22 protein-coding genes are annotated in these 21,925 nt (G+C 68.3%); all 22 read left to right on the top strand.

The features are described from left to right. Nucleotides 1-405 (top strand): translation initiation factor IF-2 (locus tag VGT00_15635; protein HEV8532853.1); only part of this gene is annotated, 405 nt, incomplete at its 5' end. Between the two features lie 23 nt (nucleotides 406-428). Then, nucleotides 429-719: a DUF503 domain-containing protein gene (locus tag VGT00_15630; GenBank protein HEV8532852.1), complete on the top strand. Its 291-nt coding sequence runs from the start codon at nucleotides 429-431 to the stop codon at nucleotides 717-719. Then, the gene (gene rbfA, locus VGT00_15625) at nucleotides 719-1,081 is read left to right on the top strand and encodes a 30S ribosome-binding factor RbfA (protein ID HEV8532851.1); all 363 of its coding nucleotides are present in this window, start codon (nucleotides 719-721) and stop codon (nucleotides 1,079-1,081) included. Before VGT00_15630 ends, rbfA begins: the two co-directional genes overlap by 1 nt. A 30-nt stretch (nucleotides 1,082-1,111) precedes the next feature. After that, nucleotides 1,112-2,116: a bifunctional oligoribonuclease/PAP phosphatase NrnA gene (locus VGT00_15620; GenBank protein ID HEV8532850.1), complete on the top strand. Its 1,005-nt coding sequence runs from the start codon at nucleotides 1,112-1,114 to the stop codon at nucleotides 2,114-2,116. After that, complete coding sequence (gene truB / locus VGT00_15615) at nucleotides 2,113-3,042, top strand: tRNA pseudouridine(55) synthase TruB (GenBank protein HEV8532849.1); 930 nt, start codon at nucleotides 2,113-2,115, stop codon at nucleotides 3,040-3,042. Before VGT00_15620 ends, truB begins: the two co-directional genes overlap by 4 nt. A 13-nt stretch (nucleotides 3,043-3,055) precedes the next feature. Further along, nucleotides 3,056-3,940 (top strand): bifunctional riboflavin kinase/FAD synthetase, encoded by an 885-nt coding sequence (locus tag VGT00_15610; GenBank protein HEV8532848.1) that lies wholly within the window; start codon nucleotides 3,056-3,058, stop codon nucleotides 3,938-3,940. A gap of 143 nt (nucleotides 3,941-4,083) precedes the next feature. Next, the gene (gene rpsO / locus VGT00_15605) at nucleotides 4,084-4,353 is read left to right on the top strand and encodes a 30S ribosomal protein S15 (GenBank protein HEV8532847.1); all 270 of its coding nucleotides are present in this window, start codon (nucleotides 4,084-4,086) and stop codon (nucleotides 4,351-4,353) included. Between the two features lie 217 nt (nucleotides 4,354-4,570). Further along, nucleotides 4,571-6,733 carry a polyribonucleotide nucleotidyltransferase gene (pnp, locus tag VGT00_15600; GenBank protein ID HEV8532846.1) on the top strand — a complete coding sequence of 721 codons (2,163 nt, stop codon included), beginning with the start codon at nucleotides 4,571-4,573 and terminating at the stop codon, nucleotides 6,731-6,733. Between the two features lie 42 nt (nucleotides 6,734-6,775). After that, a complete protein-coding gene (locus tag VGT00_15595; GenBank protein HEV8532845.1) occupies nucleotides 6,776-8,056 on the top strand; it encodes a pitrilysin family protein in 1,281 nt (426 codons plus the stop codon). Nucleotide 8,057: 1 nt separating this feature from the next. Continuing rightward, nucleotides 8,058-9,353: an adenylosuccinate lyase gene (gene purB, locus VGT00_15590; GenBank protein ID HEV8532844.1), complete on the top strand. Its 1,296-nt coding sequence runs from the start codon at nucleotides 8,058-8,060 to the stop codon at nucleotides 9,351-9,353. Nucleotides 9,354-9,400: 47 nt separating this feature from the next. After that, entirely contained in the window at nucleotides 9,401-10,114 is a 714-nt protein-coding gene (purC, locus tag VGT00_15585; protein ID HEV8532843.1) for a phosphoribosylaminoimidazolesuccinocarboxamide synthase, read from the top strand. Next, a complete protein-coding gene (gene purS / locus VGT00_15580; GenBank protein HEV8532842.1) occupies nucleotides 10,111-10,353 on the top strand; it encodes a phosphoribosylformylglycinamidine synthase subunit PurS in 243 nt (80 codons plus the stop codon). Before purC ends, purS begins: the two co-directional genes overlap by 4 nt. Before the next feature lie 79 nt (nucleotides 10,354-10,432). Further along, nucleotides 10,433-11,146, top strand: coding sequence for a phosphoribosylformylglycinamidine synthase subunit PurQ (purQ, locus tag VGT00_15575; GenBank protein HEV8532841.1), 714 nt, complete (start codon nucleotides 10,433-10,435; stop codon nucleotides 11,144-11,146). A 27-nt stretch (nucleotides 11,147-11,173) separates the two neighbouring features. Beyond that, nucleotides 11,174-13,402, top strand: coding sequence for a phosphoribosylformylglycinamidine synthase subunit PurL (gene purL / locus VGT00_15570; protein ID HEV8532840.1), 2,229 nt, complete (start codon nucleotides 11,174-11,176; stop codon nucleotides 13,400-13,402). Beyond that, on the top strand, nucleotides 13,392-14,816 hold the full coding sequence (gene purF, locus VGT00_15565) for an amidophosphoribosyltransferase (GenBank protein HEV8532839.1): 1,425 nt from the start codon (nucleotides 13,392-13,394) through the stop codon (nucleotides 14,814-14,816). The genes purL and purF overlap by 11 nt, the downstream gene beginning before the upstream one ends. 270 nt (nucleotides 14,817-15,086) lie before the next feature. After that, nucleotides 15,087-16,115 (top strand): phosphoribosylformylglycinamidine cyclo-ligase, encoded by a 1,029-nt coding sequence (gene purM, locus VGT00_15560; GenBank protein HEV8532838.1) that lies wholly within the window; start codon nucleotides 15,087-15,089, stop codon nucleotides 16,113-16,115. Next, nucleotides 16,108-16,728: a phosphoribosylglycinamide formyltransferase gene (purN, locus tag VGT00_15555; GenBank protein HEV8532837.1), complete on the top strand. Its 621-nt coding sequence runs from the start codon at nucleotides 16,108-16,110 to the stop codon at nucleotides 16,726-16,728. Before purM ends, purN begins: the two co-directional genes overlap by 8 nt. Next, complete coding sequence (purH, locus tag VGT00_15550; GenBank protein ID HEV8532836.1) at nucleotides 16,725-18,299, top strand: bifunctional phosphoribosylaminoimidazolecarboxamide formyltransferase/IMP cyclohydrolase; 1,575 nt, start codon at nucleotides 16,725-16,727, stop codon at nucleotides 18,297-18,299. The genes purN and purH overlap by 4 nt, the downstream gene beginning before the upstream one ends. A 14-nt stretch (nucleotides 18,300-18,313) precedes the next feature. Further along, nucleotides 18,314-19,237 (top strand): tetratricopeptide repeat protein, encoded by a 924-nt coding sequence (locus VGT00_15545; protein ID HEV8532835.1) that lies wholly within the window; start codon nucleotides 18,314-18,316, stop codon nucleotides 19,235-19,237. Then, nucleotides 19,234-20,508: a phosphoribosylamine--glycine ligase gene (purD, locus tag VGT00_15540; protein HEV8532834.1), complete on the top strand. Its 1,275-nt coding sequence runs from the start codon at nucleotides 19,234-19,236 to the stop codon at nucleotides 20,506-20,508. Before VGT00_15545 ends, purD begins: the two co-directional genes overlap by 4 nt. Before the next feature lie 10 nt (nucleotides 20,509-20,518). Beyond that, nucleotides 20,519-21,115: a molybdenum cofactor guanylyltransferase gene (locus VGT00_15535; GenBank protein ID HEV8532833.1), complete on the top strand. Its 597-nt coding sequence runs from the start codon at nucleotides 20,519-20,521 to the stop codon at nucleotides 21,113-21,115. After that, nucleotides 21,115-21,924, top strand: coding sequence for a hypothetical protein (locus VGT00_15530; protein ID HEV8532832.1), 810 nt, complete (start codon nucleotides 21,115-21,117; stop codon nucleotides 21,922-21,924). Before VGT00_15535 ends, VGT00_15530 begins: the two co-directional genes overlap by 1 nt. Nucleotide 21,925 lies beyond the last annotated feature (1 nt).

The raw sequence follows: 21,925 nt of genomic DNA, 5'->3' as shown, positions 1-21,925 counted from the left end.
ACCCAGGCCCAGTCCGACGGCGTCGACCTGCGCAACTACAGCGTGATCTACGACGTGCTGAACGACGTCAAGGCGGCGCTCTCCGGCATGCTGGCGCCCGAGATTCGTGAGACGGTCCACGGCCGGGCCCAGGTCAAGCAGCTCTTCCCCATCTCCAAGGTCGGGACCATCTTCGGGTGCACGGTCCTGGAAGGGAAGATCATCCGCACCGCGCGCGTGCGCGTCAAGCGTGGCGAGACCCTGCTCGGCGAGAACGTCATCAGCTCCCTCAAGCGCTTCAAGGACGATGTCCGCGAGGTGCTGCAGGGTCTCGAGTGCGGCATCGGGATCGAGGGGGTCAAGGGCGTGCAGGCCGGCGACATCATCGAGGCCTTTACGACGGAAGAGGTCGCCCGGTCGCTCTAGCAGGCCGGTGACGAGGGGCGAGCATGTCGGTCGCACGGGTGGCGGTCGGCACCGTCGAGCTGCACCTGCCGGACGTGGGCTCGCTCAAGGGCAAGCGCCACGTGCTCAAAGGCCTCAAGGACAAGCTCCGCCGGCGCTTCGAGGTGTCCGTCGCCGAGGTCGATGACCAGGACGTGTGGCAGCGCGCCACCCTCGCCGTCGCCTACGTCTCCGGCAGCTCGCGTCACGCCAACGAAGTGATCTCCAAGGCGCTCGATTTCATCGAGGACAACGTCGACGGGTATGTCACGAACATCGAAACGGAGATCTGGTGATGCAAGGGAAGCGGCTCGAGCGCGTCAACCAGCTCATCAAGGAGGAAGTCTCGGCCGTCCTCCAGCGACAGCTCAAGGACCCGCGCCTGGGATTCGTGACGGTGACCGAGGTGGACACCACGGCCGACCTCAAGCTGACGCGAGTCTATGTCTCGGTGCTGGGCCCGGAGGCGCAGTGGGCATCCTCCTTCAAGGCCCTGGAGAGCGCGCGAGGCTTCGTGTGGAATTGGCTGCGGAAGCACCTCGAGCTTCGCGCCACGCCCCAGATCGTCTTCCGACCCGACCGCTCCATGGAGCACGCGGCGCATATCCAGGCCCTCCTGGCCGGGCTCAAGGCGAGCGAATCGGAGGGCGAGGAGTGAGCGGGCCTGGTGGGGGAGGGCGGGGTACCGGTGGCCGATAGCCAGAAGGGCCTGGGATTTCAGGTGAAGCCACCGGCGGAGATGCTCGAGATTCTTCGGAAGCCCGCCGGCCATGTGCTGTGCCTGGGACATGTACACCCCGACGGTGATGTGCTGGGCACGCTCCTGGCCCTGGGGCTCGCCCTCGGCGCTGCCGGAGCCTCGGTCACTTTTGCCGGGCCCCACCCCATCCCGGGTGTCCTCGCCTTTCTGCCCGGCTCGAATCGCTGGCAGGTGTGGAAGACGGCGCCCGGCCCCTTCGACATCATCGTGATGACGGACTGCCCGAATCCCGGTCGCTCGGAAGGGTTGCTGGAGGGAGCGCGCGGGCCGCAGAGCCGCGTCCTCAATATCGATCACCACCCGGACAATCGCCGCTACGGGTCGATCGACTGGATAGATCCGTCAGCGGCCGCCACGGGGGAAATGGTCTTCGACCTCATCGTGGCTCTCGGCCTTCCCCTGACGCCGGCCATCGCGCTCAACCTCTTCACCGCCATCCACACGGACACGGGATCCTTCCGCTACTCGAACACGACGCCGCGCACGTTCCGCATCGCGGCCGAGCTCGCGGCGGCCGGCGCCGATCCCGCGCTGGTCTCGGACCGGCTCTACCAGCAGCGCGGCCGCGAGGCCCTGGTCCAGCTCGGATCAGTTCTCCGGCGTGTCCAGGTCAGCGACGACGGTCAGGTCGCGTGGTTGACGGTGCCGAAGGATCTGGTCCCCCCCGAGCTCGTCGAAGCAGAGGATCTCGTCAGCTATCCCCGCTCCATCGGCGGCGTCAAGGTCGCGGTGCTGCTGCGCGAAGAGGCGCCCGGCACGGTCAAGGCCAGCTTGCGCGCCAAGGGCGAGGTGGCCGTGAACGCCATCGCCCATCGCTTCGGCGGCGGCGGACACGAGAACGCGGCCGGCTGCACGCTGAGCGGCACCCTCGACGAGGCCGCGGCGACGCTGCTCCAGGCCGTGCGGGACGCGCTGGGCTCGGCCCGCTCGTGACCTCTCAGCGCAGCTCGGGCGTGCTCCCCGTGGACAAGGGTACGGGGGTCACGTCCTTCCAGGTGGTGGCGCACCTGCGTCGTCTCCTGCGCGCCCCCAAGATGGGCCATGGCGGCACCCTCGATCCGGGTGCCACCGGCGTGCTGCCCATCTTGATCGGCGAGGCGACCAAGCTCACGCCGTATCTCGTGGATCTCGACAAGGAGTACCTGGCCACGGTGCGCCTGGGTATCGTCACCGATACCCAGGACCTCTCGGGCACGACCCTCGAGACACGTCCGGTTCCGGCCCTCCAACGCTCTGACGTGGAGCGGGCTCTGGGGAGCTTCGTCGGCACGATTCGCCAGGTGCCGCCCATGTATTCGGCCCTCCATCACGAGGGCCAGCGGCTCTACGAGCTGGCGCGAAAGGGTCGGGAAGTCGAGCGGTCGCCGCGCGAGGTCATGGTCCACGCCATCACGCTGGAGTCGGTGGCGCTGCCGGACTTCGTGATCCGCGTCCGCTGCGGCAAGGGATTCTACGTGCGGACGCTCGCCTCCGATCTCGGCGCGGCGCTCGGCCCGGGGGGCTCCCTCGCCTCGCTTCAGCGCACGCGCGTGGGCCCGTACCGCCTGGAGGCGGCGGTGCCATGGGAGACCGTGCGGGAGGCGCGTGACGGCGGGCTCCTCTGGCCCCAGCTCCTTCCGCCCGACTCTGCGCTGATCGGAATATCCGAGCTGCGTCTTGCCGAAACGCCCGCCCGCGCCTTTCTCCATGGGCAGGCCGTTGCCGTACCGGGCGCCGCCGAGCCTGGGGACGGGGCCCTTCTTCGCGTCTATGGTCCCGACGGCGCTTTCCTCGGCATCGGCTCGCGCCGCGGCTCCCGCGTGAAGCCCGATCGACTCCTGCATGCGAATTCTTCGCGGACTCGCGTCCTACCCGCCTGAGCTCCGCCCGTGCGTGGCGGCGCTGGGGGTCTTCGACGGCATCCACCTCGCCCACGCTCGTCTCCTCGGGACCGCGGTGGAGCGCGCCCGCGCCCTTCACGTGCCCTCGGTGGTGTGCACTTTCGACCCTGACCCCGCTTCCGTCCTCCGGCCGAACCGGGCCCACGTGCCCATTGCCCCGCTCGAGGACAATCTCGAGCGCATGGCCGGCCTCGGGGCCGATGCGGCGCTCGTCATTCCCTTCACCCTCGACTTCTCGAGAATCGAGGCGGAGGACTTCGTGGAGCGCGTGCTCGTGGGAACCCTGGGGGCGCATGAGGTCGTGGTGGGCTTTAATCACACCTTCGGCCACGATGCGCGCGGCACCGCCGCGCTTCTCACCGAGCTCGCGCCCAAGCTCGGTTTCGTGGCCCGAGTGCTGCCGCCGCTCCAGGTACACGGGCAGACGGTATCTTCGAGCGCCATTCGCGAGGCTCTGCGGGAAGGCGATGCCGCGCGGGCGGCTGAGCTCCTGGGACACCCCTACACCATCGCGGGCGTCATCCTGCGCGGAGCGGGCCGGGGCCGCACCCTGGGTTTTCCCACGGCGAACCTGAGACCCGACCGGACGCTGGCCCTGGCGGCCGGCGTCTACATCGCTCGCGCCACGTGGGACGGCGGCGCCGCCGACGCCGTCGTCAATGTCGGCTACCGACCTACGTTTGGCGAGAACGAGTACTGGGTCGAGGCCTTTCTTCTGGATTTCGCCGGTGATCTCTATGATCGGACGCTCCGACTGGCTTTTCTCGACCGCATCCGGCCGGAGATGAAGTTCCCCGGGGTCGAGGAGCTCAAGCGTCAGGTCATGAGAGACATCGAGGCCGCTCGCGCTCGCTTTTCCGGGCGAGGTTCCGGCTGAACGCTTGCGACGCTCGCCTTCGCGTGATAAAGTGTTGCCGTCCTTGAGTTTTGAGTCCATCACACGAACCCGTCCCGTCGGAGCCGAAGTGAAGGCCCTGGGGGCGTGGCGATTGGGGGGGGAGCCCCCGGGAGGGATGTGGAATGAAACTGTCTGTCGACAAGAAGAAGAGCCTCATCGAGCAATTCAAGGTGCACGATGGGGATACCGGCTCACCCGAAGTGCAGATCGCGCTCCTCTCGGAGCGGATCAACGGGTTGACTGACCACTTCAAGACCCACCAGAAGGACCATCATTCGCGGCGTGGCCTCCTGATGCTGATCGGCAAGCGCCGCGGTCTGCTCGAGTATTTGCGTAAGAAGGACTCGGAACGATACAGAGTCGTGACGGAAAAGCTCGGAATCCGCCGGTGACCGCGGATCCCGACAGGCTTCGACCAGACACCGGCCCCGCGGGGTCCGCAGCATCCCCGGTTCACTCACCCCTGAATCAGCCCGAGCACCGCGTGGCGCCACCTTCATGGCCGCGCCCACGCTTCGACGGCTGCCCAAGCCCTGATTACTGCCAAGCCCTGACTACTGCCAGCCCTGATTACTACCAAGCCCTGATTACTGGAGGACGACTGATCTCATGACGAGCCATACCGTACAGACCAAGCTCAACGGCCGCGCCATCTCCATCGAGACCGGCAAGGTGGCCAAGCAGGCCGACGGCGCCGTCGTCGTGCGCTGTGGCGGGACCATCGTGCTGTCCACCGTGGTCGCGACCAAGGCGCCCATGGAGAGCCGCGACCGCGACTTCCTGCCTCTCACCGTGGAGTACCGCGAGAAAGCCTATGCCGGTGGCAAGATTCCCGGCGGCTTCTTCAAGCGCGAGGGCCGGCCGGACGAGAAGGAGACGCTCACGTGCCGGAACATCGACCGACCGGTCCGCCCCCTCTTTCCGAAGAGTTTCCGCAATGAGATCCAGATCATCAACCTGGTGATCTCCGCCGACGACGAGAACGACCCGGATGTGCTGGCCATGATCGGCTCCTCCGCCGCGCTCTGCCTGTCCGGCCTGCCCTTCGCGGGTCCGCTGGGCGCCGTGCGGGTGGCGTTGGTCGATGGCGAGCTGGTGGGGAACCCGACGTACAAGCAGCTGGCCGCCTCCCCGCTCGAGGTCGTCATCGCCGGCACCGAGGACGCGGTGCTCATGGTCGAGTCCGGGGGCCGGGAGATCAGCGAGGACCAGATGCTCGAGGCGCTGGCCTTCGGCCACGAGCAGTGCAAAGCGCTCGCGCGCATCCAGCAGGACCTGATGGCCAAGGCGGCCAAGCCGCGCTGGGCCTTCGACGCTAATGCCGGACACGATCCAACGCTTCAAGCCAAGGTCCAGCAGGTGGCCACTCCCAAGGTGGCCGAGGCGCTTGCCATTCATCAAAAGCAGGCGCGGGCCGAGGCCATGGTGGCCGCCTTCGAGGCCGTATGGGCTCATCTCGTGGGCGTGGACCACGTCCCTGACGAGCCGGCGACGAAAGTGAAGGCGCGCGAGTACTTCGAGAAGGTCGAGAAGGTCGAGGTACGGCGCCTCATCGTGGACAAGGGCATTCGGGTGGACGGCCGGAGCGTGAAGGACGTCCGCCCCATCTGGTCGGAGGTCGGCTATCTGCCTCGCGCCCACGGCTCCGCGCTGTTCACCCGCGGCGAGACCCAGGCCCTGGTGGCGGCAACCCTGGGCACGAAGAACGACGAGCAGAAGCTCGAGTCCTTCGAAGGCGACTCGTATCGCCACTTCATGCTGCACTACAACTTCCCGTCCTTCTCCACGGGCGAGGTGAAGCGGTTCGGCACGCCGGGCCGGCGTGAGGTCGGTCATGGTGCCCTCGCCCACCGCGCCGTCGAGGCCGTGCTGCCGACCAAGGAGGCATTCCCGTACACGATCCGTATCGTGTCCGAGATCCTCGAGTCCAACGGGTCGTCGTCGATGGCCACGGTGTGTGGCGCCTCCATGGCCCTCATGGATGCCGGCGTCCCGCTGAAGGCCCCCGTGGCCGGCATCGCCATGGGACTCGTCAAGGAAGGCGACAAGGTCGGGATCCTCACCGATATCATGGGCAGCGAGGATCACTACGGCGACATGGACTTCAAGGTCGCCGGCACGGACAAGGGAATCACGGCGCTCCAGATGGACATCAAGATCGGCGGCGTCTCGGTGGACATCATGCGCCAGGCCCTCGCCCAGGCCCGCGAGGCCCGCTTGCACGTGCTGGGCAAGATGGCCGAGACCATCAAGGCATCGCGTACCGCGCTGTCGGAGTACGCGCCCAGATTCATCACCATCCGCATCCGCCCGGAGAAGATTCGGGAGATCATCGGCCCCGGCGGCAAGGTCATCCGCGGGATCCAGGAGAAGACGGGCGCCAAGATCGACGTGGAGGACGACGGCAAGGTGACGGTGTTCTCGTCCTCCAGCGAAAAGGCGCAGATGGCCATCGACATCATCCAGGACATCTGCCGCGAGGCGGAGCTGGACCGCATCTACCTCGGCAAGGTGAAGAGCATCAAGGAGTTTGGGGCCTTCGTGGAGATCATGCAGGGTACGGAGGGGCTGCTCCACATCTCCCAGATCGCCGAGTCCCGCATTCGCGCGGTGGGCGACGTGCTCACCGAGGGTGATGAGGTGCTGGTCAAGGTGATCGAGATCGACGCCAGCGGCAAGGTGCGCCTCTCGCGCAAACAGGCGCTGCGCGACCAGCCCGCCCTCGCCGACAAGGAGAAGCTGAAGATAGCACCCACCACCGCCGGCGCGTGATGCCGGGGCGATCCGGCCTTGGCTGGCTCTAGCGAGGACACCGTGGCTTCGCTCGACCGGCCGGAGACGTACCGCAAGACGGTGCTGCCCGGTGGGATCCGCGTCGTCACCGAGTCCCTCGCCCACGTCCGCTCGGTTGCCGTCGGTATCTGGGTGGAGACGGGCTCCCGCGTCGAGCCCGTGGAGCGCGGCGGGATCTCCCACCTGATCGAGCATCTCGTGTTCAAAGGCACCGAGAATCGGTCGGCCGAGGACATCGCCCGCGCCATCGATTCCGTGGGAGGCCAGCTGGACGCCTTCACGGCCAAGGAGCACACGTGCTTCTACGTCAGCGTGCTCGACGAGCACCTCGAGCTGGCCACGGATCTCCTGGCCGACGTGCTGCTGCGGTCCCGCTTTGCGGCGGACGACATCGAGCGCGAGAAGGCGGTGGTGTTCCAGGAGATGAAGATGGTCGAGGACACCCCGGACGATCTGGTCCACGACCTCTTTGCCGCGCGGGTGTGGCCCGGCCATCCCCTGGGGCGGCCCATCCTCGGGCGTCGCGAGGTCGTGGAGGGGTTCGATCGCGCGACCATCGTCAGCCACTTCCAGGAGGAATACACGCCGGGCCGCGTGGTGGTGGCCGTGGCCGGCCATGTGGAGCACGACCAGGTGGTGGACTGCTTCGCGCGCCGCTTCGAGGCCTTCGCCCGCGCGACTCCCCCGCCGCCCCCGGTGGAGACGCCCAGCCTCCAGCCGGGCATCGACATGCACTCCCGCCCTCTCGAGCAGGTGCAGGTGATCATGGGCTTTCCCGGAGTTTCCGATACGGATCCCCAGCGCTACGCGCTCTATCTTCTCAATGACATCGTGGGCGGCAGCATGTCCTCGCGCCTCTTCCAGGAGGTGCGGGAGCGTCAGGGTCTGGTCTACTCCGTCCACTCGGGCACCCAGCAGTACCGGGACACGGGGATCCTCTACTTCTACGCGGGCACGGATCCGGCCAATTTCGGCAAGGTCCTCAAGGCCTTCGTCCGCGAAGTGCGGGCGTTGAAGAAGGACGGCGTCACCGCCGAGGAGCTGCGCCGCGCCAAGGACCATCTCAAGGGCAACCTCCTGCTCTCCCTCGAATCGTCCTCCTCCCGGATGAACCGCCTGGCCCGGCAGGAGCTACGCTTCGGCGCCTTCCACTCGATAGACGACATGCTCGGGGAGATCGACGGCGTGCGACCCGAAGAGGTCGAGGCGCTGATCCACCGTGTGCTCGACGAGGAGCAGATGGCCCTGGTCACCCTCGGTCCCGTGGACAGGCGAAATCTCCCCAGAGAAATGACGGCCTAGCATGATTCCGCGCTACTCCCGTCCCGAGATGTCCCGGATCTGGACGCCGGAGGCGAAGTACGATGCATGGCTCAGGGTCGAGCTGGCCGTCTGCGAGGTCTATGCGAAGCGCGGGATCATCCCCGCCGACGCCCTGGGACGGATCAAAGCGGGGGCGAGGATCGACGCCGCCCGTATCGACGAGATCGAGGCCCGGACGCGCCACGATGTCATCGCTTTCCTGACCAATCTCGAGGAATCCCTCGGCGCCGATTCCCGCTATGTCCACATCGGAATGACCTCGTCCGATGTCCTCGATACCGCGCTGGCCCTGCAGCTCCAGCAGGCCTGCGAGCTCCTCGTGGAGGACCTCGAGCGCTTCCGCGGCGCCCTGCGCGCCCTCGCCCTCCGCCACCAGCACACGCTGTGCGTCGGACGGAGCCACGGCGTCCACGCCGAGCCCATGGTCTTCGGGCTCAAGCCTGCCCTGTGGTACGCGGAGGCGGGCCGCAATCTCGAGCGACTCCGGCGGGCCCAGGACGCGGTACGGGTGGGAAAGATCTCCGGGGCCATCGGCACCTTCGCCCACGTGGACCCGGATATCGAGGAGGAGGTGTGCCGGCTCCTCGGCCTCGAGCCCGACCCTATCTCGACCCAGATCGTCCAGCGCGACCGCCACGCCGAGTTCTGCGCCACCCTCGCCATCATCGCCGCCTCTCTCGAGAAGGTGGCGGTGGAGATCCGATCGCTCCAGCGCACCGAGATCCTCGAAGCCGAGGAGCCCTTCTCGGAAGGCCAGAAGGGCTCGAGCTCCATGCCCCACAAGCGCAACCCCGTGGGTACGGAGAACGTGAGCGGGCTGGCCCGCCTCGTCCGGACCAATGCCCTGGCCGCGCTCGAGAACGTGGCCCTCTGGCACGAGCGTGACATCAGTCATTCCTCGGTCGAGCGGGTCATCCTGCCCGACTCCACCATCCTGCTCGACTACATGCTTCACCGAATGACGGGGATCATCGAGGGGCTCCAGGTGTACCCGGAGCGGATGAAGGAGAACATGGAGCGCAGCTACGGCCTCATGTACTCCCAGCGCGTGCTCCTGCGCCTGGCCGAGACCGGGCTCCCGCGCCAGCAGGCCTACGAGATGGTTCAGCGGAATGCCATGCGAGCCTGGCAGGAGCGGAAGCCCTTCCGCGCTCTCCTCGCCGGCGATCCGGAGGTGACGGCCCGCCTCACCCCCGCCGATCTCGACGGGTGCTTCGATCCGGCCTGGTATCTCCGAAACGTGGACGCCATCTACAAGCGCGTTGGTCTTCGGTAGGGTCCGGCATCCCTATTTTGAAGCTCGAGCCCCAGTGAAAGGGTGACATGGAGAAGCGGCAGAAGATCTACGAGGGTAAGGCCAAGATCGTCTACACCACCGACGACCCGGGCAAGGTCATCCAGTACTTCAAGGACGACGCTACCGCCTTCAATGCCCTCAAGCGCGGGACCATTCTGGGCAAGGGCGTGGTCAACAACAAGATGTCGGCCGTGCTCTTCGAGCGCCTGGGGAAGGCCGGCGTGCCCACGCATTACCTCGGCACCCTGTCCGATCGCGAGATGCTCTGCCGCCGGCTCGACATCGTCAAGATCGAGGTCATTCCGCGCAATATCGTGGCGGGTACCCTCGCCAAGCGGACGGGGCTCGAGGAGGGGGTGGCCATCAAGCCCCCCATCGTCGAGTTCTTCTACAAGTCTGACCCGCTCGGCGATCCCATGATCACCGAGGACCATGTCCGCATGCTCAAGCTGGCCACCCCGAAGGAGCTGGCCTGGATGAAGCGGATGGCCCTGAAGATCAACGCGCTCCTGCGACCGCTTCTCAAGCGCAAGGGGCTCATCCTCGTGGACTTCAAGCTCGAGTTCGGCAGGGCCGGAGGCAAGCTGTACCTGGGCGACGAGATCAGCCCCGACACCTGTCGCCTCTGGGACGCGGACACCCTCGAGAAGCTCGACAAGGATCGCTTCCGGCGCGACCTCGGCCGCGTCGAGGAGGCTTACCAGGAGGTGTACCGGCGGCTCGTGGGCTCGGGTTCGTGAAGGCCCGCGTCCTCGTCCGGCTCAAGCCGGGCATTCTCGACGTCCAGGGCGCCTCCGTCCAGCGCGCTCTGCATGGACTCGGGTTCGGCGAGGTGCGGGAGCTCCGCGTCGGCAAGGTGCTCGAGCTCGAGCTGGACGGTGTCGGGGGCGAGGCGGCTCGCCAGCGGATCGAGGAGATGTGCGCGAGACTGCTCACCAATCCCGTCATCGAGGACTATACGGTCGAAGTGCTCGCCTAACCGCGCGTCCCCCTTGTCAGATTCCTGCCGGCAGGTTAGAGTGGATTAGCCCTCACCCAAGGAGGATGGCTCGGCCCCCATGAACTTCGGCGTAGTGGTGTTTCCCGGGACGTGGAGTGACTGCGATTTCCATTACGTCATCAGCGAGGTCCTCCGCCAGCCCGTCCGCTACGTCTGGCACCGGGACCGGCAGCTCGACGATTTCGACTGCTTGATCCTTCCGGGCGGTTTCTCCTACGGTGACTATTTGCGCGCCGGTGCGGTGGCGGGGCGCTCGCCGGTGGTCGAGGCTCTGCCCGAGTTCGTGGCCAAGGGCGGCCTCGTCCTGGGCTCGTGCAATGGGTTCCAGATCCTCTGCGAGGCGAAGCTCCTGCCGGGGGCGCTCATGCGCAACGAGTGCCTGCAGTACCGCTGCCAGTCGACCCATCTCCGCGTCGAGAACGCCGAGACGCCGTTCACGCGGCTCATGCGACCGGGCCAGATCCTGAAAATGCCCATCTCGCACGGCGAGGGCAAGTTCTACTCCGATCCCGAAACCCTCCGGCGCCTGCGCGACCAGAAGCAGATCGTCTTCCGCTACTGCGCGGAAGACGGTCGCGTAGTCAAGGACGCCAATCCCAATGGCTCGCTCGACAATATCGCCGGCGTGATCAACGAGGAGGGCACCGTGCTCGGGCTCATGCCTCATCCGGAGCGCGCCAGCGAGAACGCCATGGGCGGCACGGACGGCCTCTTGATCTTCCACTCGCTCCTCGGCAGCCTGGTCGAGGACGGCTCATTCCTCAAGCGCTAGGAGGGCCGAGCGTGCGGTGGAGACGGGGTGAGCGGGGCCGAGCCTAAGGTCACGCTGGATTTAGCCCTCGCCTCCGGCCTCACCGGCGAGGAGTACGATCGCATCATCCGGCGCCTCGGCCGGGAGCCCACCTTCACCGAGCTCGGCCTCTTCAGCGCCCTGTGGTCCGAGCACTGCGCCTACAAGCACTCGCGCCTCTTCCTGCGCGGCCTGCCCACCACGGGGCCCGCCGTGCTCCAGGGCCCCGGGGAGAATGCGGGCATCGTGGATCTGGGCGGGGACCTCGCCCTCACCTTCAAGATCGAGAGCCACAATCACCCATCCTTCATCGAGCCCTTCCAGGGGGCGGCCACGGGCGTGGGCGGCATTCTGCGCGACATCTTCACCATGGGCGCCCGCCCCATCGCCGTGCTCGACTCGCTCCGCTTCGGTCCCGCCGAGGATCCACGGAGCCGCCGCCTCATCGAGGGCGTGGTGTCCGGTATCAGCTGGTATGGCAACTGCTTCGGTGTTCCGAACCTGGGCGGCGAGGTCAATTTCGCTCCCGAGTATGCCGGCAACCCGCTCGTCAATGCCATGGCCGTAGGGCTCGTGAGCAAGTCGCATATCTTCCGCGCCCGCGCGGAGGGGCCGGGGAATCCCGTCTTCTACGTCGGCGCCAAGACGGGCCGGGACGGCATTCACGGCGCCACCATGGCCTCGGCCACCTTCGACGAGGGCGCCGAAGAGCGGCGGCCCACCGTGCAGGTGGGCGACCCCTTCACGGAGAAGCTGCTTCTGGAAGCCTGCCTCGAGGCCATGGAGACGGGCGCGGTGCTCGGCATCCAGGACATGGGCGCGGCGGGGCTCGCCTGCGCGTGCTCCGAGATGCCGGCCCGCGCGGGCACGGGCATGGAGGTGGAGCTCTCGCGGGTGCCTCAGCGCGAGACGGGGATGACCCCGTACGAGATCATGCTCTCCGAGTCGCAGGAACGCATGCTGCTGGTGGCGGCCCGCGGCCGCGAAGAGGAGGTGCGCCGCGTCTTTGCCAAGTGGGAGCTCGATGCCGTCGAGATCGGACGTGTGACCGACGATGGCTGCCTGCGCGTCCGGATGAAAAGCGCGGTGGTCGCGGAGGTTCCCGTCAAGGCTCTCACTGACGAGGCGCCGATCTACGACAAGCCCACCGCGCGCCCCGGCTGGCAGGACGGCCTCGGGGCCTTCGATCCGCTCACGCTTCCCGCCTCCGCCGACTGCTCCGAGGCGCTCATGATGCTGCTGGGCTCTCCGGGCATAGCCTCCAAGGCATGGGTCTACCGTCAATACGATCAGCAGGTGGGGATCAATACCCTGGTCATGCCCGGGTCAGATGCGGGCATCCTGCGCATCAAGGGCACGCGCAAGGCGGTGGCCCTTACCACGGACTGTAATGCGCGCTTCGTCTATCTCGACCCGCGCGCGGGCGCCGCCATGGCCGTGGCCGAGGCGGCCAGGAACCTGGCCGTGTCGGGCGCCCGTCCCCTGGCGGTGACCGATTGCCTCAACTTCGGCTCGCCGGAGCGGCCGGAAATCCTCTGGCAGTTCAAGGAGGCTGTGGCGGGGATCGCCGAGGCCTGTCGTGCCCTCGATATCCCGGTGGTCGGAGGCAATGTCTCCTTTTACAATGAGACCCTGGGGCAGGCGATCTTGCCGACCCCGGTGATCGGGATGGCGGGGCTCATCGACGAGGCCGAGAGTCGGCGGACCCAGTGGTTCGAGCAGGAAGGCGACCGGATCGCGCTGCTCGGCCCCTCGGCGGTCAGCCTCGGGGGCTCGGAGCTCCTGTGGGTGCTCCACGCCAAGATAGCGGGGCCGCTCGCCCCGCTCGATCTTCAGCAGGAGCGGCGGGTTCACGAGGCGTGCCGGGCCGCCATCGCCGCCGGGCTCGTGCGCTCGGCCCACGATTGCTCGGAAGGGGGCCTGGCCGTCGCGCTGGCCGAGAGCTGTGTGTCGGGGCCGCGCCCCGTGGGGGCGACGGTGGAGATGGACGATGACGGAGGTCGCGTCGACCTCGCCCTCTTCGGCGAGGGGCCGTCGCGAGTGGTGGTGTCGGTCCGGCCAGAGGCGGAGCGTCACTTCGAGCGGCTCATGGGCGAGTTCGCGCTGCCGTGGAGGTGGCTGGGCCGCGTGGGGGGCGAGGGGTTGGTGGCGAGGCGCGGAGGCGTGACGGTCCTCTCGGTGCCGCTGGACAGGCTGGATCACGCGTGGAGGCACGGTTTTGAGCGACATGTCGCCTGAGGAGCAAGCTTTCGAGCTCGACGACAAGTTCCACGACGAGTGCGGTCTGTTCGGCGTCTGGAACCATGCCGAGGCCTCCAACGTCGTCTATCTCGGTCTCTACGCGCTCCAGCACCGCGGCCAGGAGTCGGCGGGAATCGCGGCGACGGACGGCCATGCGTTCCACGTCGAGAAGGCCATGGGCTGGGTCGCCGACGTGTTCAGCCCGGAGCGGCTCCGGCGGCTCCCCGGCCACCGGGCCATGGGACACGTTCGCTATTCCACGGCGGGCACCTCGAGCCTCCGCAACGCCCAGCCGATCACGGCGACCACGGCCCATGGTCCGGTGGCCATCGCGCACAACGGCAACCTGGTCAATGCCGACGAGCTGCGGCGGGACCTGGAGGCTGATGGCGCCGTCTTCCAGTCTTCCTCGGACACGGAGGTCATCCTGCACCTGCTCGCGCGCGCCGAGGGCGGGACCCTGGTGGACCAGCTCGCGCGAGCCCTCAACCAGGTCAAGGGCGCCTACACGCTCCTGCTCCTCACTCCCGACTCGATCATCGCCGTCCGCGATCCGTCGGGCTTCCGCCCCATGACCCTGGGCAAGCTCGAGGACGCCTGGGTGCTCGCCTCGGAGACCTGCGCGCTGGATCTCATGGAGGCCAAGATCGTCCGAGACGTGGAGCCGGGCGAGATCGTCCTCGTGAACGACGCGGGGCTCCAGAGCTTCAAGCCCTTCCGCCCGCAGGAGCGTCTCCAGTGCGTCTTCGAGTACGTGTACTTCGCGCGCCCCGATTCCGTCCTGTGGGGCCGCAACGTCCACGTCGTGCGCAAGGCCCTGGGCCACCAGCTCGCCCGCGAGCACCCGGTGACCGCCGATCTGGTCATTCCCGTGCCGGACTCCGGGGTGGGGGCCGCCCTCGGCTTCGCGGAGGAGGCGGGGCTACCCTACGACTCAGGGCTCGTGCGCAATCACTACGTGGGGCGCACCTTCATCGAGCCCAAGCAGGGGATCCGGCACTTCGGCGTCAAGGTCAAGCTCAACCCGAACCGCGAGGTGCTCGCAGGCAAGCGCGTGGTGGTGGTGGACGACTCCATCGTGCGCGGGACGACCAGTCGCAAGATCGTCAAGATGGTGCGACAGGCCGGGGCCCGAGAGGTCCACGTGCGCATCTCCTCGCCGCCCATCCAGTGGCCCTGCTACTACGGCATCGATACGCCGACGCGGAAGGAGCTCATCGGCTCGAGCCACGAGGTCGCGGAGATCCTGAAATACCTCTCCGCCGACTCGCTCGGCTATCTCTCGCTCGAGGGCATGCTCAAGGCCACCGGCAATGATCCGGCCCACTTCTGCCATGCCTGCTTCACGGGGCAGTACCGCGTCGGATTCGACACGGGCGACGTGGCCCAGCTCAAGCTCTTCGACTCGTAGTGCCGGGCCAACACGTTCTCGGTTGGTGAGGGTGTGAAAGCAGTCCCCGTCCTGGGCCAAGTTGCGAGCCAGACGAGGCCCGAGGGAGCCAGCAACGCGAGGCGTACGTGGCCTTTCGAGCTGAGGGCGAAGCCCGAGGCGAGAGCTGAGTGGATCGTACGTTGAGGGTTGCTGGCGACCGAGAACGTGGCCCTTCGAGCTGAGCAGCGCAGCTGCGAGGCGAGGGCTGAGTAGAACTGGCGAAGCAAATTGGCCCAGGACCCGGAGTTCATGGACCCACTGACATACCGAGCGGCCGGCGTGGACATCGGGGCCGGCGAGGAGGCCGTCCGCCTCATCGCGAGACTCGCGGCGTCCACGCGCCGTCCCGAGGTCCTGGGCGGCCTCGGCGCCTTCGCGGCCTTCGTCTCCATCCCGGCCGGCTACCGCGAGCCGGTGCTCGTCTCCTCGACCGACGGCGTGGGCACCAAGCTCAAGGTCGCCTTTCTCGCCGACCGGCACGACACGGTCGGCATCGACCTCGTGGCCATGGGGGTCAACGACCTCCTCGTCCACGGGGCCGAGCCCTTCTACTTCCTCGACTACCTGGCCGTCCACCGCGTGGAGCCGTCACGCGTGGAGGCCATCGTGAAGGGCGTGGCCGAGGGATGCCGCCAGGCCGGCTGCGCCCTCGTGGGCGGGGAGACAGCCGAGCTGCGCGAGCTCTACGCCGAGGGCGAGTATGACCTCGCGGGCTTCGCGGTGGGCGTGGTGGAGCGCAGCGGGATCATCACGGGCGCCCTCGTCAGGCCGGGCGACCGGGTGCTGGGGCTCGCTTCGTCCGGCCTTCACTCCAATGGCTACACGCTGGCGCGCAAGATCATCTTCGAGCGCATGGGACTGAAGACCGCAGATGTCCTGCCTGGCGTGGGACGCACGGTGGCCGATGAGCTTCTCGAGCCCACCCGTATCTATGTCAAGCCGGTGCTCTCGCTGATCAAGAGCGTTCCCGTCCTCGCCATGGCTCATGTCACGGGCGGTGGGATCACCGAGAACCTGCCCCGCGTGCTCCCCGAGCAGTGCCAGGCCCTCATCGACCCGGGCGCCTGGCCCGTGCCCGCCATCTTCCGCGTCATCCAGGAGGCGGGCCGGGTGGAGGACGCCGAGATGCGTCGGGCCTTCAACATGGGGCTGGGCTATCTGCTCGTGGTCAGGCCCGGCGATGCCGAGCGCGCCGCCGCCCTCCTCGGGCAGGCGGGTGAGCGCGTCTTCGACGTGGGCGAGATCAGAGCCGGGGCCCGCTCGGTGGTCTATGCCTGAGCGGCTGCGTATCGGCGTGCTCGCCTCGGGCCGCGGCTCGAATTTCGAGGCCATCGTGAAGGCGGTGGAGGCGGGGCGCATCCCGGCGGCGGTGGCGGTGCTCGTGTCGGACCGGGCGGCCGCTCCCGTTCTCGAGATCGCCCGCGCCCACGGCATCGAGGCGCTCTTCGTGGATCCCAAGCAGTACCCGAGCCGCGAGGCCCATGAGAAGGCCATGATGGCGGCCCTCGACGAGCGCGGGGTCGGTCTGGTCTGCCACGCCGGCTACATGCGGATTCTCGGCGCCGCCTACGTCGAGCATTTTCGCGGGCGAGCGCTCAATATCCACCCCTCGCTGCTCCCCGCCTTCCCGGGACTTCATGCCCAGCGCCAGGCCCTCGAGCATGGGGCCAAGGTGACGGGCGCCACCGTGCATTTCACGGAGGAAGGGGTGGACACGGGCCCCATCGTGCTCCAGGCGGCCGTGCCGATCGAGGCCGGCGATACCGAAGAGACGCTCTCGCAGCGGATCCTGGCCGTCGAGCATCGCATCTTCCCCGAGGCCGTGCGCCTGTTCGCCGAAGGGCGCCTGGTGATCGACGGCCGGCGGGTCCAGATCAGGGAGAGGGCATGACCAAGGTAGGACGCGCGCTCCTGAGCGTGCACGACAAGACGGGCGTGGTCGACTTCGCCAAAGGGCTCTCCGCCCTGGGCATCGAGATCGTCTCGACGGGCGGGACGGCCAAGCTCCTCCGGGAATCCGGCGTCCCCGTGGTGGACGTGGCGCAGCTGACCGGCTTCCCGGAAATGCTGGACGGCCGGGTCAAGACGCTGCATCCCAAGGTGCACGGCGGCATTCTCGCGCGGCGGGATGTCCCCGGCCACATGCAGGCCCTCGACGCCCACGGCATCGGCCCCATAGACCTCGTGGTGGTCGCCCTCTATCCCTTCGAGCAGACGGCTGTCAAACCGGGGGTGACGCTCGAGGAGGCCATCGAGAACATCGATATCGGCGGACCCAGCATGATCCGGGGCGCAGCCAAGAATTCGGGCGCCGTGGGCGTGATCACGGATCCCTCGCAGTACGGGCCCGTGCTCGAGGAGCTCAGGAAGAGCGGGGGCACCCTCACGGCGGAGACGTGCGCCCGTCTCGCCCTCGAGGCATTCAAGCGCACCGCGCAGTACGACGCGGCCATCGCGTCCTATCTCGGGGACAACGCGGCAGGCCGGGAGGCCGGCCGCCCCTTCCCCGAGCGGCTCTCCATCGAGGCCGAGCGCCTCCAGCATCTCCGCTATGGCGAGAACCCGCACCAGGCCGCCGCCTTTTATCGTCCCCTGGGACCGGCCTGGGGCCTGGCCGCCGCCGAACAGCTCCATGGCCCCGAGCTTTCCTACAACAATCTCCTCGACTGGTCGGCCGCCCTCGGCCTCCTCCTCGAATTCGACGACCCCGCGGCCGTGGTGATCAAGCATACCAATCCCTGCGGAGTCGCCCTCGGCTCGCGCGTGGCCGAGGCCATGAGCCGTGCCAAGGCCTGCGATCCCGTGTCCATCTATGGCGGCATCGTCGGCGTCAATCGCACGCTCGACATCGGAACGGTCAAGGAGCTGTCGGGCATTCTCCTCGAGATCCTGTTCGCCCCCGATTTCACCCCGGAGGCGCTCGAGGAGCTCCAGCGGACCAAGAAGAAGTGTCGCGTCCTGCGGCTGCCCTGCCTGGCCGCGGACTATCCGGGAGGGATGCGCGATGTCCGTAGCGTCCTGGGCGGCCTGCTCGTGCAGGAGGCCGATCTCACCGATCTGGATCCCGCGGCGCTCAAGGTCGTCTCGCGTCGGGCTCCCACGGAAGCGGAGATGCAGGCCCTCCGCTTCGCCTGGCGCGTGTGCAAGCACGCCAAGTCCAATGCCATCGTGCTGACCACCGCGGGCCAGGTGGTGGGGGTGGGCGCGGGGCAGATGAATCGGGTGGACTCGGCGCGCCTCGCCGTGATGCGCGCCCGCGCCAATGGTCTCGAGACCAAGGGCACGGTATGCGCCTCCGATGCCTTCTTTCCGTTCCGCGACGGTCTGGACGTGGTGGCCGAGGCCGGCGCCACCGCCGTCCTCCATCCCGGCGGCTCCCTCCGCGACGAGGAAGTGGTCAAGGCCGCCGACGAGCACGGCCTGGCCATGGTCGTCTGCGGCATCCGACACTTCAAGCATTGAATGTCCGGGCCACCATGCCTCAGCCTGAGCGGATTTTCAGCCTGCGCGAGCTGACGCGGCTGCTGCGGCTCACGCCCAAGCGGGCGGCCCAGCTCAAGCGCTTGGGAATTCTCCGCGCCGACCCGGCAGGCTATCGCTTCCGTGACATCGTGGCCGCGCGGGCGGCCGCGGCCTTGCTGGGGGGCGGCGCCACCGTGCGCCAGGTACGGGCGGCTCTCGACGGCGCGAAACGCCTCGCCCCCGAGGCCGAGTCGCCTTTCGCCGAGCTCAGGCTCATGGTTCAGGACCAGCGCATCGTCGTCGAGCAGGATCGGCTGCGGCTCGACGCGCGCACCGGCCAGGCCCTGCTCGACTTCGCCACGGGCGACCTCGAGCGTGAGACCCGGGAGTCCCTGGCCATGGGCATGGTCAGGCCCCTCGTACCCCCGTCGGACGCGGCGGAGACGTGGTTCTCGCGCGCCTCGGCCTGGGATGGCGATCCCGAGCGCTGGGAAGAGGCCGTGGACGCTTACGAGCGGGTGGTCGGCATCGATCCCGACTATGCCGCGGCCTGGAACAACCTGGGTCTGCTCCAGCACCGCATGGGGCGATACGAGAAGGCGGGCGCCTGCTACCGCGCCGCCCTCGAGGCCGATGACTCGTGCTGCCAGGCCGCCTTCAACCTGGGCTCGCTGCACGAAGACCTGGACGATGTCACCACGGCCATCGGCTGGTACCGGCGCGCGCTCGAGATGGAGCCCGACTACGCGGATGCTCATTTCAACCTTGCCGGCGTGCTCGGCAAGGCGGGCCAGCCCGACGCGGCCGCCCTGCACTGGCGGCGCTATCTCGAGCTCGACCTCGGGTCGCCCTGGGCGCAGATCGCCCGTTCGCACCTCGAGGAGCCGACGCCGCCGCCTGACGACGACGGCGACGAGAAGCCGGAGGCGGGCGCGTGAAGGTGCTCCTCGTGGGCGGCGGCGGCCGCGAGCACGCACTGGCCTGGAAGCTCGCCCAGAGCCCGCGGCTCACGCGGCTCTACGCCGCCCCCGGCAATCCCGGGATCGCGCGTCACGCCGAGTGCGTGCCCATCGCCGACCGCGCGCTCGACGAGCTGGTCGCTCTGGCCACGCGAGAGCGCGTGGATCTGGTGGTGGTGGGACCCGAGCTGCCGCTGTCCCTCGGTCTCCGAGACCGGCTGAACGAGGCCGGGCTCAACGTCTTCGGCCCCACTCAGTCCGCCGCGCGGATCGAGAGCTCCAAGGCCTTCGCCAAGGACCTGATGGCCCGCTACGGCATTCCCACGGCACGGTTCCGCAGCTTCCAGGACGCGCAGGCGGCGCGGCGCTTCTGCCGCGAGCTCGGGGCGCCCCTGGTGGTCAAGGCCGACGGCCTCGCGGCGGGCAAGGGCGCCATCATCTGCGCCTCTCTCGAAGAGGCGGATGCCGCCATCCGGCTCTGCCTCGAAGAGGACGCCTTCGGAGCGGCCGGCCGCACCGTGGTGGTCGAGGAGTTCATGGAAGGGGAGGAGGCCTCGTTCTTCGTCATCTCCGACGGGACCTCCGCGCTTCCCGTGCCGGCCGCGCAGGATCACAAGACGATCTTCGACGACGACCGCGGTCCGAATACCGGCGGGATGGGCGCGTACTCGCCCGCTCCCGTGGTCGATGAGGCCATGGCACGACGGGTGATGGAAGAGATCGTGACGCCCACCATCGCCGCCATGGCCAAGGAGGGCGCGTCCTACGCGGGCGTGCTGTTCATCGGGCTCATGATCAATGCCCAGGGTCCGCGCGTCGTCGAGTTCAACTGCCGCTTCGGCGATCCCGAATGCCAGGCGATCCTGCCGAGACTCGACGAGGACATCCTGCCCGTGCTCGAGGCGGTGGCGGCAGGGCGCGGCTTGCCCGGCTCGCTGCGCTGGCGACCGGATGCCTCCCTCTGCGTTGTGGTCGCCTCGCCAGGCTATCCGGGCACTCCGCGAACGGGGCTGCCCATCGAAGGCCTGGATGCCCACGGAGGGCTGCCGGGGGTCAATGTCTTCCACGCGGGCACGGCCCGCCGCGACGGCGCGCTGGTCACCGCGGGGGGCCGAGTCCTCGGCGTGCAGGCCCTGGGGCAGGACATCCGCTCCGCGGTCGAGGCGGCCTATCACGCCGTCGGGCGCATCCGGTTCGAGGGCATGCAGTTCCGCCGTGACATCGGCAGAAGGGCTCTTGCCCGGGCGTGAGAGATCTGACGTGAGGCTGACGGGCGTGATCCAGGCGGGCGGCAAGAGCGTACGGATGGGCGGCGAGCCCAAGGCCCTGATGGAGGTGGGTGGCCGGCGCATCATCGAGCGCGTGGCCGATGTCCTGCGCCAGGTCACCTCCCAGGTGCTGCTCGTGACCAACACGCCGGAGCGCTATGCCTGGATGGGACTGCCCATGGTCCCTGACGTCTTTCCGGAATCCGGGTCGCTCGGAGGCATCTACTCCGGACTCAAGGCCGCCTCTGGGGAGGCCGCCTTCACCGTGGCCTGCGACATGCCCTTCCTCTCTCCGGCCGTGGCGCGACTCGTGACCTCGCGCGCCCCCGAGGCCGACGTGGTGGTCCCGCTCGTCAACGGCTATCACGAGACGCTGCACGCCTGCTATGCCCGCGCGTGCCTCGGGCCCATCGAGCGGAGGATCGCGGCGGGCCAGCTCAAGATCACGGGCTTCTTCGACGAGGTGCGGGTCCTGGAGATCTCCGAAGCGGAGCTGGCGCCTCTGGGAGACCCCGCGCTGATCTTCATGAACGTCAACACCCCCGACGAGCTCGCCCGGGCGCGGGCCCTGGCCGCCCGTCAGCCCTGATGGACGGGCAGGTGGGCGGGCTCGGGCTGTCCTCCATCCAGGAGATCAACCATCTCCCGCGGGAGATGGCCGAGGCCCTCTATCTCCGCCTGGTGCCCGAGGTGCTGCTCGAGCGCTTCCGCATCGACCCGCGCACGCTCATGGGCTCCGAGGGGACGCGGCTCGTGCACATCACCGCCCCGGAAGACAAGCCGTGGGCGCGCGTCGAGGTGCGCTCGTCTACCCGGGACAGGGACCCCGCCCTCCTGGTGGACGTCGAGACATCGCCGCTCTCGGTGCCCGAGCTCGCCTTCGTGCAGATCACCGATCCGGCGGCGGCCCGGTACGGCATCGACCGCGACCACGACGGGCGTGACACGCTCTTCGGCACCCTCTCGCGCAATGTCGACGAGGAGCTGCGCGCCTTCAAGGACGGCCTGGCCCCTGGGCAAGTGCGCCGGGGCCTCCGCCTGCTCCCGGGAGTCCTCGATGCCATGGAAGGGTTCTGCCGCCTCATCGGGGCCGAGGTCTTTCTCATCGAGCCGCTCTTCTATCACTCGGCCGTGCTCTACGAGCGCCATGGCTGCGGCTATCTGCTCGGGCACGAGGTCATGGACAACCTCCACGGGGAGTTCTCCGAAGGCGGCCGGCTCGCGGCCGGGCTCGACGGCTCCTCGCCCTTCCGGGCCCCGGAGGCGGGTCGCACGGTCCGCGGCAGGAGCTGGGCGCTCCACGACGGGATCTCGAGCGGCGCCTGGGCCGGCGTCAAGATGTACAAGCCCGCGGGCCGGCGGGCCGAGGTTAACACCTTTCCGGGTGGCATATACTGAG

It is taken from the genome of Candidatus Methylomirabilota bacterium, from assembly GCA_036002485.1.
In the GTDB taxonomy this organism is placed as follows: Bacteria; Methylomirabilota; Methylomirabilia; order Rokubacteriales; family CSP1-6; genus AR37.
Note: the sequence above shows the minus strand (reverse complement) of the source record. Positions and strands in the feature narration are given on the sequence as shown.